The organism is Kitasatospora sp. NPDC127116 (assembly GCF_042677365.1).
Taxonomy (GTDB): domain Bacteria; phylum Actinomycetota; class Actinomycetes; order Streptomycetales; family Streptomycetaceae; genus Kitasatospora; species Kitasatospora lactacystinica.
On the sequence record NZ_JBHXTL010000095.1, the window covers coordinates 1 to 13,214 of the forward strand.

9 protein-coding genes are annotated in these 13,214 nt (G+C 72.0%); 2 read left to right on the top strand and 7 right to left on the bottom strand.

Going from position 1 to position 13,214, the window contains the following annotated elements; genetic code table 11:
- Positions 1-49 precede the first annotated feature (49 nt).
- The 6 genes from ACFVHV_RS30570 to ACFVHV_RS30595 form a co-directional block, all read right to left on the bottom strand.
- Positions 50-5,920, bottom strand: coding sequence for a glycosyl hydrolase family 18 protein (locus ACFVHV_RS30570; RefSeq protein WP_380355290.1), 5,871 nt, complete (start codon positions 5,918-5,920; stop codon positions 50-52).
- A 431-nt stretch (positions 5,921-6,351) separates the two neighbouring features.
- A complete protein-coding gene (locus tag ACFVHV_RS30575; protein ID WP_380355293.1) occupies positions 6,352-7,194 on the bottom strand; it encodes a DUF4184 family protein in 843 nt (280 codons plus the stop codon).
- 153 nt (positions 7,195-7,347) lie between these two features.
- On the bottom strand, positions 7,348-8,271 hold the full coding sequence (locus tag ACFVHV_RS30580; protein ID WP_359909694.1) for a hypothetical protein: 924 nt from the start codon (positions 8,269-8,271) through the stop codon (positions 7,348-7,350).
- Positions 8,268-8,609, bottom strand: a complete 342-nt coding sequence (locus ACFVHV_RS30585; RefSeq protein WP_359909696.1) for a PadR family transcriptional regulator — start codon at positions 8,607-8,609, stop codon at positions 8,268-8,270. The genes ACFVHV_RS30580 and ACFVHV_RS30585 overlap by 4 nt, the downstream gene beginning before the upstream one ends.
- A gap of 153 nt (positions 8,610-8,762) precedes the next feature.
- Complete coding sequence (locus ACFVHV_RS30590) at positions 8,763-9,032, bottom strand: DUF2087 domain-containing protein (RefSeq protein ID WP_359909699.1); 270 nt, start codon at positions 9,030-9,032, stop codon at positions 8,763-8,765.
- 263 nt (positions 9,033-9,295) lie between these two features.
- Positions 9,296-9,781, bottom strand: a complete 486-nt coding sequence (locus ACFVHV_RS30595) for a hypothetical protein (RefSeq protein WP_380355341.1) — start codon at positions 9,779-9,781, stop codon at positions 9,296-9,298.
- A 309-nt stretch (positions 9,782-10,090) separates the two neighbouring features.
- Between ACFVHV_RS30595 and ACFVHV_RS30600 the strand changes: the two genes are divergently transcribed.
- Positions 10,091-10,957, top strand: coding sequence for an SAM-dependent methyltransferase (locus ACFVHV_RS30600; RefSeq protein ID WP_380355296.1), 867 nt, complete (start codon positions 10,091-10,093; stop codon positions 10,955-10,957).
- A 77-nt stretch (positions 10,958-11,034) separates the two neighbouring features.
- Here ACFVHV_RS30600 and ACFVHV_RS30605 read toward each other — a convergent pair whose 3' ends face one another.
- A complete protein-coding gene (locus ACFVHV_RS30605) occupies positions 11,035-11,739 on the bottom strand; it encodes a hypothetical protein (protein WP_380355299.1) in 705 nt (234 codons plus the stop codon).
- Between the two features lie 377 nt (positions 11,740-12,116).
- Between ACFVHV_RS30605 and ACFVHV_RS30610 the strand changes: the two genes are divergently transcribed.
- Positions 12,117-13,157, top strand: coding sequence for a YncE family protein (locus ACFVHV_RS30610; protein WP_380355302.1), 1,041 nt, complete (start codon positions 12,117-12,119; stop codon positions 13,155-13,157).
- The last annotated feature ends 57 nt before the right edge of the window (positions 13,158-13,214 follow it).

The window sequence follows — 13,214 nt, forward strand, 5'->3', positions numbered from 1 at the left end:
CGCGGGAACGCGGTGCCCGGCCGGCTCGGGGCCGGTGGTCTCCCCGGTGCTACGGCGCCGGGCTGAGCTTCTTCCACGGCCGGCCGCCGTTCGCCTCAGCCGTGCCGGGGGCGACCGTGGTGTACCACTGGGCGTACCAGTAGGAGCCCTGGTACTTCACGAACGCGGCCGTCGAGGCGGCCGGGTCGCCGGTGAGCAGATGGGTCTCCCGGGCGGTGGCGCCGCCGGCGAGCTCGATGTCGTTGCCCGCGGCCGAGCGGAGCTTGAACAGGCCGTTGTGCTTCGGCCCGCCGGGTGCTCCCTCACTGCCGTTGTCGGCGATCGGGACGAGCCGCCACTTCTGTTCGGCCCGCCCGTCGCACCCCACGGAGGCGAGGTCCTGCCGGGAGGCGGTGGCGGTCAGGCACCGGCCGCCACCGGCGATCGTGTAGAGGCCGCCGCCCGCCGGCTGGATCCGCCAGTACTGGTTGGCGTTCTGTTCCATCAGTTCCACGAGGTGGGCCCGGGACTGGTCGGGGTTGTTGTCGATCATCATGGGCTTGCCGGCGGGGCTGTCGCCGTACTCGAACATCCAGCCCTTGTCCCCCTTGTCGTACATCCGCCACAGCCGTCCGCCGTCGGGCCGGTAGACCTGGCCCTGCTTCCAGTCCGGTGCCTGGCAGGAGCTGCCCGCGGCGGGGGCGGGCGGTGCGACGGTCCGGACGTCGCGGCGCTGGTCGCCGGTCGAGCCGTACTCCCGGCCGCCGATCCTGAACGTCACGTTGGACGGCCCGGTGATCGGCAGGTAGTACTTCAGGTCGATGTCCCGGGACTTGCCCGGCGCCAGGTCCTCGCAGTAGCCGAGGGTGAGGGTGAGTCGGTGGAAGTCCCCCTTGAGTCCGCCCGTGTTGGGGCCGGTGTGGCCGGGGACGAGGCCCTTCATCTCCTTGTAGTCGTTGTCCTTGACGACCGGCGGCATCGAGGTGGGCAGGTCGAGGGCGATCTCGGTGCCCTGGGCGAGCGTGACGCCGGAGTTGTTGGTGATCCGCAGCTTCGGCTGGACGGGGTAGAAGTCCTTCTCCCCGGTGGGGAAGTCCACCAGTTCGGCCTTGACGTCGATCACCTCGGCCGGCTGCGGCCGCCCGCCGGCCTTGGTGTTGCCGGTGGCTCCGGCGCCCTTGAAGGCGTTGTCCAGGCGGGTGGTCAGGTCGTAGCCCATGCCCCATTCCCCGCCCGGGCGTTGGGCGTAGTCGCCGGCGAGTTCCCAGATCATCGCGCCGCCGATGCCCTTGTCGACGATGTAGCGTGCCTTGGCGTCGAGCGACTTCTCGTTCTCGGTGGAGAGGAACACCTTCTTGGCGTCGTTCCACAGCCAGGGCGACTGGAGGGCGTCCGAGTACTTCTCCGCGTACGTGCCGGTCAGCTGTCCGCTCGGCAGGTTGGTGTCGACGCCGTAGGACCGCAGGTAGCCGGGGGTCCGGCCGTCCTGGAGGTTCTTGGTGTGCCACAGCGGGTTCGACCCGGCGCCGACCTCCCGCTCGTTCTCCAGGTCGTGCCAGACGTTGTCGATCCCGACCGCGCCCGTCCCGCAGGACTGCGCGTTGGCCGGGCCGCGCCCGCCGGTGCCCAGCGGGCACTGGGCCTGGTCCGGCATCGCGGCCGTTCCCCACAGCCCGTCCGTGCCGCCCTGGACCTCGCGCCAGCCGCGGGAGTAGTACGGGATGCCGAGGTTGATCCGGCCGGCCGGCAGCGCGCCGCGGTAGTAGTGGTAGGCCCAGTCGACGTTGAAGTAGCCCTCCTTCCGGAAGTCCTTGGTGTCGGGCGCCTGGTCGTTGTAGATGCCGGCGTCCGCCAGCTCGTTGTCGCGCCCGTCGTCGTACAGCGGGGCCTGCGGGCCGACGAACCTGTTCCAGGAGCCGTGCAGGTCGTAGGTCATGACGTCGACGTAGTCCTGGTACTGCAGTGCCTGCCCGGCGTCCAGCCCGCGCACCAGGTAGCCGGAGGAGGAGCCCGCGGACGTCAGCAGGTAGTAGCGGCCCTTGTCCGTGCCGGCCCGGTCCAGCCGTTCCCGCAGCGACTTCATCAGGGCGTTGTAGCCCTGCTGGAGCCCCTTGCGGCGGGGGTTGGAGACGTCCCAGTCCAGCGGGTTGCCGGTGTTGGGCAGCGCGGTCGGGTACTCGTAGTCGATGTCGACGCCGTTGAACCCGTACCGGTCCAGGAAGTCGGTGACGGAGTCCGCGAACGCGTCGATGCCGGCCTGGTTCACCGACCCGTCGGCGTTGGTGGTCATCGCGTAGAAGTTCCGGGTGCCCGCCCAGCCGCCGACCGAGATCAGCGTCTTCACCGCCGGGTGCTTCTTCTTGTACGTGTTCAGCAGGTTGAAGTGCCCCTTGTACGGCAGCGAGGCGTCCATGGCGTTCTTCTCGCCCGGCCAGGTCATGCCGGTCGCCGGGTTGGCCGGGTCGTTCGGGTCGCCGATGCTGATCCGGTTGTCCCGCACCTCGGCGAACGCGTAGTTGACGTGCGTGACCTTCGACCAGGGGATGTTCGACGCCAGGTACTTCGGGTCGCCGCTCGCGCCCGCGCGCCAGCCGGTGAAGTAGCCCACCACGCGCCGGGTGCGGTTGTTGCCGACCCACTCGCGGCCCGCGCCGTCGTACACGTCGCAGTACCGGGCGGCCACGCCCGGGGTGACGGCCATGCCCTCGGGACGGCAGTCCCCCGAGGCGGCCGGCTTGGTGCCGCGGTCGTCCGGGGCGGCGTCGAACGGGTCGCCCGCGTCACCGCCGTCCGGCTGGCCCACCGGGCGGGCGGACAGCTGCCACCTCTGGGAGTCGCGGCGGTTGCAGTCGTAGATCTGCAACGGCCGGGTGGTGTCCGAGTCGGGAACGTCCAGACACTTGCCCGAGTTCGGGTTCCGCAGCTCCTGTCGCGCGGTGTAGATCCACTTCTGGGCGGGGGAACCGTTGCACTCGTACAGCTGGACGGCCGTCCCGTTGTCGGCGCGCTGGCCGTCCACGTCCAGGCACTTGGCCAGCGACTGCAGCGAGCCGTCGGCCGAGACCGTCCAGGCCTGGGCGTCGGAGCCGGCGCAGTCCGCGAGCGCGACCGGGGTCCGGTCGTCCCGGCTGCCGCCGCGCGGCTCGACGCACTTGCCCTCCAGCCCGCGGATCGTACCCACCTGCGTGCCCGTCCCGGTCTCCCGGAACTTCCACCGCTGGGCCTGGTTCTTCGCGTCACAGGCCGTCACCGCGAGCGCCTCGCCCGCGCCGCCGGCCGTCAGGCAGCCGCCGTCGGCACTGCTGACCAGGGTGTACCAGCCGCCGCCGGCGCCCTTCGGCTGCCAGACCTGGTTGGCGTTGCCCTCCTCCGCCTGCACGAGATGGGTGGTGTGCGGCCCGGGATTGTGGTCCACGACCATGTCCGGCTTCGCCGAGGCCGCGATCCGCCAGTTGCCGCCGCCGAGCGAGCGCATCACCCAGCGCTGGGCACCGCTGCCGTCGGGTTCCGCGGCCTGGACGCTCGTCCCGGCCTCGGTGCTGCCGCCGCTCAGGTGGACGGACATGCCGGTGGCCGAGCGCAGCTCCACCTGCTGGCCCTCGCGAGGATCCGTGCCGGTGTCGGGTTGGCGGGGGGTGATGACCACGTCGTCGGGGTACTCGATGTACCAGTACTGCTCCTTCTTGACGCCTTGGCCGCAGGAGTCGATGCCGACCCAGTTCTCGCCCTGGGTGCGCCTCGCCGGGTCCTGGGTGAGGCAGCCGGAGGTCATGTCGACATCGTCCAGGGACAGCGCGACCCGCCCGTCCTCCCTCGCCGAGTGGAACCAGCCGGTCTCCTTGTCGCCCAGCGCGGCCCAGTTCCGGCCGCTGAGGAGGTGGTGCCACAGGTTCAGGTAGCGCCCGTTGTGCTGCGCCTGCAGCGTCACCTTCTCGCCCACGTTGTGGAGCAGCCACCGCTGGCTGGCCTCCGCCTTGTCGGGACGGGTGACGAGGTAGTCGTCCGTGCCGTTCCCCTGGGCGTCCAGCACCTCGCCCGTCTCGGCGTTGCGCAGCCGGACGATGCCCTCACGCACCGCGGAACCGTCCGGTGCGACCTTCATGCCGTCGCCCGAACCCCTGCAGGTGAAGAGGTACCGGTCGGAGGCCGGCGCCTCCTTCCCGAACCCGGTCAGGCACTGCGACAGGGCCTGCTGCCCGAAGGCGTTCGGGTGGATGGCCTCCTGGATGTCACCCTGCGCGTTGGGCGTCAGCCACCCGAGATTCGGGATGTACGGGACCCAGCGGACCCACTCGGCCTTCGACGCGGGCAACGGACTCGCGTTGCTGTTCGCCTCCGTCGCCTGCTCGGCTCCCTTCGCGCACAACTCGTGCCCCGCGAAGGCGTCCTGGACGTCCAGGAACTTCGCGCCGGCGGTCCCGGCGGCCCGGCGCAGCATGTCGCTGATCTTCGGGACCAGCGTGCTGTGGGCCCAGTCGGCGTCGGGGTCGGTGAACGGGCAGCCGCCCTGGCGGAAGCGCGGGTCGGAGGTACCGTCGAACGGGTAGCGGAAGTTGTCCGCGGCGGGAATCGGGTTCGGATAGGACTGGAGCACCAACTGGTAGCCCGACTGGCCGGCCGCGGTCATGGTGCTCCGGATCGCGGCGAGCGTCTTGACGATCTCCGCCTGCACGGCGTCGACCGAGCGGGCGACCCTCGCCGCCTTGTTGGGTGCGGAGCAGATCTCCACCCAGCGGTAGTAGGCCTTCGCACAGTCCGAGACGATCCCGCTGAAGTCGAGGTCGTTGCCGCCGATGGACACGACGACCATCCGGATGTCGTACGTGCGGGCGAGGTCGGCCAGCTGCTGGATCTGGGGCTTCTCGTTGTTGCGCGACTCCGTGAGGATGTCCTTCGTCGTCGCGCCCGAACAGGCGATGTTGAACCGCCGCTCGACGGGAATGCCCTCGAACTCCGCCCCCTTGATCGGGGCGACGTCGGAACGGTCGCACCGGTTGCCCTTGTTGTCGTAGGACGTCGCGCCGTACACGCAGTCCTGCGAGCCGTCCGCGCACCTGGAGCGCCGGTCCGTCCCCCAGACGTCCCCCTCCTGCTTGGTGAGCGCGTTGCCCGCCCAACGGCCGCCCTCACCGGAGATGTAACTGTCGCCCATCGAGACGATGGCCTTCTGCGGCGCCTGACCACAGCCGGACGACGACGCCGCCTCGACCGCGGCGAGGGCCAGGGACTGCCCCGGCATCACCAGGCAGTCGAGATCCTCGCCGCCGGGCCCTCCGCTGCGGAAGACGACGGGGTAGTGGTCCGAAGCCGGTTCCCTCGAGCCGTCCGCCTTGAGGATGTCGACGACGTTCGTCTGACGGTAGGCACTGTAGGGGGCCGGTCCGTCTCCTCCCGCCGGGACGCCGCGGACCATGTAGTCGTAGAGCTTGGTCTGGAACCTGTCCGAGCTCGTGTCCTTGGACGAGTACGTCTTGAGCTGACCCGCCGTGACCATTTGCCACTGCGCCTGGGGCAACTGCAGCTCGGCAAGGTCCGCGGCCAGTCCGTCCGGCTCCCGGTTGAAGTCGCCGACAACCGCCCAGTTCCCGTCCGGGTGCCTCTGGGAGATCGCCCTGATGAGCGGGCCGGTGTCGTTCTGTTTGCCACTGTTCGCGGCGCTGTGGACGTCGTAGATCCAGGTGTCGTTGCCCTCGAGCTTGACGCCCAGCGCCGGCCGCTTCGACTTCGCATTGCGCCAGTTCGCCTCACTCTGCCGAGGGGTGGTTCCGAACCCCTGGTCGGGCTTGGCAGCCGGCACCACTTCCATGTCGGCGGGGCTGTCCGTGATGATGACCCGGGCCCGGTTGTTGTTGGATGCTCTGAGGGCGTAGACGTAGTACATGCTCCGCGGAAGACCCGGCCAGTGCCACACGTACCCCTGCGCCGTAACGATCCCTCCCATCCCATCCGGGTATCTGTCTTCGCCCAGTCTGCTGAACCCGTGACCGCCCTCATTCATGAAGTCGAAATTGTCATTGTGCTCCTGAAGGGCCAGGACGTTGAGGTCCCGGGAGTTCAGGAGCTTCGGTATCCAGGTGAGCCACAGGTCGAACGCCCCCATGTTCATGTTCCACGTCCCGACCTTGAGGTCCTTGACGGTGGCGGCACGAGCGGGCGGAGCCGGTAACAGAACGGCCTGGACGAGGCCCGCGATCAGAGTGAGCGTGAGCAGCGCGGCGACTCTGCGCCAGGCGGCCGGTCGATGAGGGGGAATCCCACGCGGGGGATGTCCCGATCGCAGTGACGTGTCTTGCATTTCTTCTCTCTGCTTCTTTCCTGTCGTTGACGACACACAGGGCGACGGGACTCTACGAAGCGGCGGTAGACGTGTGATCAACGCGTGGAGCCGACGCCGCCCAGCCGGGACCGGGCCTCCGTGACCGCGTGGCGGATCCACCACGCGAGGACGTAGAGGGCCAGGGCGGCGATCAGGCCGGCGCCCGCGCCCTTCGCCGCGTCGGACAGCGCGCCTTCGAGCAGGCCGGCCGCCGACAGCCCGGCCGTCTCCGCCTCCGGGCCGGCGCGCCACCGCCAGGCGTGAACAACAGCCCCGACGGCCGTGCACAGGGCCGTCGCGAGCAGGATTTGGCGGCGCGGACCACTGACCGGCCGGGGGCGACCGGAGCCGGGGAGGAGGTGCTCCCGCCTGCGCCACGCGAACAGCGCGATCGCGGCCAGGCCGCCGATGGTGCTCGCGTGCTGCAGGGCCCGCGCCCAGGTGAGGCCGCCCACCGGCGTGGATACCAGCCAGGGTGTGCGGGTGACCACGAAGCCGTCCACGTGTGTGAAGGCGTCCCAGACCAGGTGGCTGGCGATACCGACCAGTGCGGACAGGACGATCCACCCGGCCCGCCGGACCGGCGAACAGGCAACCCCCGACGGCGGCCACGGCGCGGACGAGGGCAGCAGGGACAGCAGCGGGCGCCGGGCGGCCCGGAGCAGCGCCCACAGCAGGAGCGCGTACGGCAGGGTGACGCCGACGACACCCGAAACACCGTGCGTGGTGGTGGCGTTGGCGAAGGGCTCGTACCAGGACTGCGCGCTGACGGGCAGTCCGGTGGTGACCAGGAAGTAGGGCAGGTCCGGTGCGACGGCTCCGGCGACCAGCGCCGTGCGACTGAAGGGCCGCCGCATCAAGGGCAGTACCGCCGCGGGGTGGGACAGGGTGAACGGCATGGGCATCCTCTCGCACGGACCCAATAGTCCGTCGAACGGAATGCTACGTCAAACGGACTATCAGGGGCGCAGCCGGCCCATCCGATTCCGGCATCGATGTTCGACAGCGCCAGGCCGCCGGGACCGACGGGCACTCAGGCCGACAGGCGCAGCTCAGGCCGAGGAACGCACCCGGTTCCGCCGCAGGCGACCGACGAGCAGCACGGCCACCGCGGCCGCCGACACCACGGCCATCAGGCACGCGACGGCGGTGACGTCACCCCACGCGGTGACGCAGGCATGCGCCAGCAGCGGCGGGGACGCCAGGGCGATGGCCGCCGACTCGCGCCCGCCCCGCGACCCGCCGCGCCAGGTCAGCACGACCCCGGCCGCGGCGAGGACGAGCAGCGGCCAGCATCCGTAGTCGGTGCTGACCCACGGCACCGCGTGGGAATCGACGAGCGCCCGCGGCACGACCACCAGCGCGACCACGGCACCGGCCGTGCCCGCCGGTCCGGTGCGATCAGCGCGCCCCGCACCACCGCGTTCCACCCGCCGGTCCGGCGGGCAGGCGAGCACCACGGCCGCCGCCAGGACCGCCGCGGCCGGGGTGGCCACCGGGTCGCCGAAGGCCGGCCCGCTGACCACCGCGGCCACCGCGAAGGACAGCAGCCCGGCCACCGTGCACGGCAGCCCCGCCCGCCACCGTCCGGCCAAGGCCGACGCCGCCCCCACGAAAACGAACAGGGACGACACGAGCAGCACGCCCCACGCCCCCGACAGGTCCACTCCGAGCTGCAGCCCCCACGGGGCCGGGGAGGCGACGAGGCTCGCGTACCAGCGCAGCAGATGCAGGCCGCACCCGGCGGCAGCGGCGGCCAGGGCGAAGGGGTAGGCCAGGCCCAGGACCCGCGCGGCCCGGGCCGCCGGGCCCGCTCCCAGCCGCATCCGCAGCGCGTGCGCCGCCAGACCCGCGCCGTCGCGCAGCCGCGAGCCCAACGGCTCCCCCGCCGTCATCTCCCGGAAGGTCGCGGCGATCTCCTCGCCGTGGGCCTGCCGGTAGGCGGCGGGATACAGCCGCACCACATGGTCGATCACGTGGCGGACGGCGACGGCCGCGCGGCGGACAGCCGGCGATTGGCCTCCCTCGCCGTCTCGGCCAGCCGCTCGGCCTCCGCCGCCAGCCGCTCCCGCCCCGCCGGGGACAGGGTGAAGATCCGCCGGGCCCGGCCGTCGACGATCTCCTCGCGTTCGACCTCGATCATGCCGTCGGCCAGCAGACGGTCCAGGGCCCCGTACAGGGCGCCCGTACGCAGCGCGACACGGCCGCCGGTCATCGCCTTGACCTCCTGCGCGATGGCGTACCCGTGCCGCGGTGCGTCCGCGAGGGCTGTCATCACCATCACGGTCGGCTCTTGCATCACGCGCTCACTCACCCGACGAAGATAGTCACTCCGCCGGAGCATCTCAACGCGGCGGTCCGCGTCGCGGCCGCCGGGCGGCCCGGCACCGCCCGGTTCGGCCCTCAGCGGCTCGCCCGGGCCGACGCCACCCCTGCCGACGCCGCCCCTGCCACGCCACTGCTCCGCTCACACGCCGGCGGCCGCGCGCCGGTAGCTGCGACCGTCGCGGGTCCGGGTGAGCCGGCCGCTCTCCACCAGGTAGCGGCGCAGCGCCGAGCAGTCGTCGTGCACGGTGCGCAGAGCCTCGTTGACCTCAGCCTCGCCGTACTCCCGCGCCGGCTCGAAGAGGGTGGCGAGGTGGTCGAGCAGCGCGGCACGGGGGCCCGCCTTGCGCGGGATCGCCGTCAACCGGCCGTCCCGGAACAGGGCGGCCAGGTGCGCGGGCGGCTCGGACATCGGTGACTCCTGTGCAGGTCGGCGGTCCTTCGGGTGCTTCGTCCGCCGAGGCTGCCAGAGCACGACGCCGCGAGTCATCCGGTTTTCCGCCGACGGGGATTCCGGCCGCTCCACCGCACATCACCGACATCACACCCGGTCGGCTTTCCTCGCCGCCGGGGCCGCACGAGAACCCGCTGCCGGCCCGTGCGCCGCACCGTACCCGGCGTCAGGGCCGGGTACGGTGCGGCATGCCGAGTGGGCCGTGGGCCGTCCGCCGTGGGTCAGCGCACGGTGACGGTGAACACGGGCGAGGCGGTGCTTCCGCTGATGATGCGCAGCTCGTTCAGGCCCTTGATGCCGAGCTTCACGCCGAGGGAGTAGGAGCCGGTGCCGGTCGTGGTGACGGTGGCGGGCAGGGTGACCCACGCGCCGTGCTGCTTCTGCTGCAGGGTCACCGTGCTTCCCGCCTTGAGGCCGGTGGTCGTGCCGGTGACGCGGAACAGCTGCCACGCCTGGACGGTGGAGACCGACGGCTTGGCGGTGATGCCGGCCTGCGCGGTGACGGCCGCGGGCTGGGTGGCGGGCACGGGCTGGGAGACGGGCACGGGCTGGGAGACGGGCACGGGCTGGGAGACGGGGGCGGGCTGGGAGACGGGGGCGGGCTGGGAGACGGGGGCGGCCGCCATGGCGGTGCCCGCCACGGTGAGGGAGGCCGCGGCCAGGGTGGTCACGGCGGCCAGGCGCAGGGAGTTCCGCTTGGAGACGATCACGGTGCGTCCTTTCCAAGGTGGATCCGGCCCGAAGGCACGATCGGTGCGACTCGGGCCCTGTCATCCATGGAGACGCCCCGCGCCGCACTCGGGTTGTGGACGAAACGTCACTACCTTGTAACAGTAAGCGATTTCGGGGGAGACGGGTGCTCTGGCGGCTCGACCGCGCCGGTTCCGCCCGCCACTCCGGCGGCGGGTCGTCGTCGCAGTCCTGCGGCCGGGGGATGCGGCGGACTTCCCGCGCACCGCAGGCGAGTTGGCTAGACTGCGGCGGGCCTGGCATGATCACCAATGAAGGGGCAGGGAATGAGCACCGACGAGACCGTGGCGACGGCCGCCGAGTTCGGATCCGATGAATCGGCCGCCCTTCACATACGCCAGGACGTTCCGCACAGCGCCCGGATGTACGACTACTTCCTCGGCGGCAAGGACAACTTCGCGGTCGACCGCGAGGCGGCCGAACGCGTCCTGACCGTCTTCCCCACCATGCGCACCGCGGTCCACGCCAACCGCGCCTTCATGCACCGCGCCACCCGGGCGCTGGCCCGGCGCGGTCTGCGCCAGTGGCTGGACATCGGCACCGGCATCCCCACCTCGCCGAACCTCCACGAGGTCGCCCAGGCCGTGGAACCGGCGACCCGCGTGGTCTACGCCGACAACGACCCCGTCGTCCTGGCCCACTCCCGCGCCCTGATGACCAGCACCCCCCAGGGCCGCACCGCCTACGTGCACGGCGACGTCCACGACCCGGCCGCCATCCTGGCCACTCCGCAGGTCGCGGCGACCCTCGACCTCACCCGGCCCGTGGTCCTGTCGATGGTGGCCCTGCTCCACTTCGTCCCGGACCTCGGCGACGCCCACGCCATCGTCAAGCACCTCCTGGACCCCCTGCCGTCCGGCTCCGCGCTCGTCCTCTCCCACGCCACGGCCGAACTCGACCCGTCCGGCGCCTCCAAGGTGCAGGAGATCTACAACCAGGCCGGCACCTCCCTGCGGCTGCGCCACAAGGACGAGTTCGCCACCTTCTTCTCCGGCCTGGACCTCCTCGACCCGGGCATCGTCCCCGCCCACCGCTGGCACGGCGACGACACCGACGTGTCCACGGACGCTCTGCCCGCGACCGTCACCGACGCCCAGGTCTCCTTCTACGCGGCCGTCGCCATCAAGCCCTGATGCTCGCGGAGTCGGGGGCACGGCGCCCCGTGGCGTGAGCACCGGCAGGTGGTCACGCCACGGCCCCGGCCACGCGGTCAGACCGAGTCGGGCGGCCGTCCGAGCCAGCGGGCCGGGCGGCAGGAGCCGGTGCCGGCCGGGCCGGTGCCCGACGGGCACACCTGCGCCCGGGCGGAGGGAGTCGATTGCTCGGGCTCCGGGCCCTCGGGGAGGTAGGCGTATTCGACGATCGTGAGCTCCCGGCCGCCGCCGAAGTCCACGAACCGCTGGTGCAGCGGCCCGAAGACGTGGTCGTCGTCGCCCTTGATCACGACCTTCCTCGCATCGCCGGGGAAGACGGTGAAGATCGCCCAGCCGCCGAGCCAGATCGGGACCGGCTGGTCCGCCAGGGAGTCGAGCGAGGTGCCGACGACGACCTTGGTGACGCCGTCTCCGTTCCTGATCGTGGCGAGACACTCCACCTCGCCGCCCCCGAGCCACACCGCGGCCGCGTGGCTGCGTCCGATTCCGTTGTCCAGGACCACCATGTCCGTCAGGGCGGGCACCGGACAGGCCTCCGGACTCGCACCCGGCAGGGCCAGACTGTCGACGATCCACTGCGCCGACGCCGGGGCGGCCGGCGACAGCACCACCCCGTGCCCGGCCGGCGCCGGCCGCACGACGACGGTCGGCGCGGGCAGCCCGCCGTCGCCCCAGTCGCCGCCGCCCTGGCCCGTACAGGCCGCGGCCCCCAGCGCCAGCACCGCCGCCGCCCGCCCCGTCGCCCACGCCGTCCGTCCCACTGCGCCTCCCCCGCGCCGTACTCTCCTCCCAGTCTTCCCGCCGCGGCGGCCCGGAAGCGTCCGTGAACAGCAACAACCGGGCATCGAAGGCCAGTTGAATGGACGCGACCCCCGCAGAGCAGGAACGGAGCACCTGACGTCCCGCCCGGGGAGAGCTCCGACCCGCTCGGCGCGGCCCCGCAGCCAGCGGTGATCGGCAATGGCTCCGGCATGCGCCCGCTGCCGACCCTCAACGGCAACAACCGGGCGCCCGCGAATTTTGGACTAGACCAATGCCGATCCGGTCAACTCCTTCACACCTTCTCCACCCACCCCGCCCCTCCTCGTAGCGTGTCCACGCCTCGCACAACGCGCGGCCACCGTCCGGGGAGAGATCTGTGAACTCGCTTACGGTCAAGGCTCGTTGGACCATCGCCCTCGCGGCGTCCACCGCACTCCTGTGTGCTGTGCCGGCCGGCGCCGCCACCGCCGGCACAGCCGACACCGCCGTGGGGTGGCGGGCGTTCGGGATCGCCGTCAGTGCCGACGGCAACCGCGCCTACGTCGCCGCCGAGGACCACGTCGGCGCCGACCACCCCGGCTTCCTGCGCACCGTCGACACCCGCACCGGCACGGTCCTGGCCCAGACCCCGCTCGGCCAGGACGGCCCCGTCGGCCGGCCCGCCCTCAGCCCCGACGGCAACCGGATCTACGTCCTCGCCGCCGACCACCTGCTGACCGTCGACCTCGCCACCAACACCGTGCTCTCCCGCACGCCCGTCGACGGCCCGCGCGCGATCGCCGTCAGCGCCGACGGGTCCCGGGTGTTCGTCACCCAGCAGGGCTCCTCCGGCCCCGGCCGGGTGCTGGTCTTCGACATCGTCACCCGCTCCTTCACCGGCGCCGTCACGCTCGGCGACCCGGACGTCGACGGGATCGCCCTCCACAACGGCGGCGCCGCCGCCTACGTCGCCACCGGCGCGGGCGTCGTCCACCTCGACCTGACCACTCCCGTCCCGACCGTCATCGGCACCGTCCAGCCGCTCGCCGCCGCGACCGAGGTCACCGCCTCCCGCGAGGGCACCCGCCTCTACGCCCTCGGCAGCCGCTCCGCCCAGGGCTCCGGCTACGAGCTCAACCCCTTCACCGACACCTCCCGCACCGCCTTCACCCTCGGCGGCCCGGCCACCTCCGCCGACACCCACCTGGTGTCGGTCTCCCCCGACGGCAGCCGCCTGTTCGTCCTCAAGGACGGCTGGAAGCCCTCCGCCACCGTCCTGGTCTACGACACCGCCACCAACACCGCCCTCCCCGACGCCGACCTCACCGGCTTCGGCCTCGACGGCGTGGGCGCCACCGCGCTCGGCCCCGACGGGCACACCCTCTACCTGGCCGGCTCGCGCGGCGAGACCAGCTACCTGAAGGCCGTCGTCCTCTGACCGTCCGACGGGCGGGTGTGCGGGCCCTGCGCCGCCCGCACACCGGCCCGTCGACTC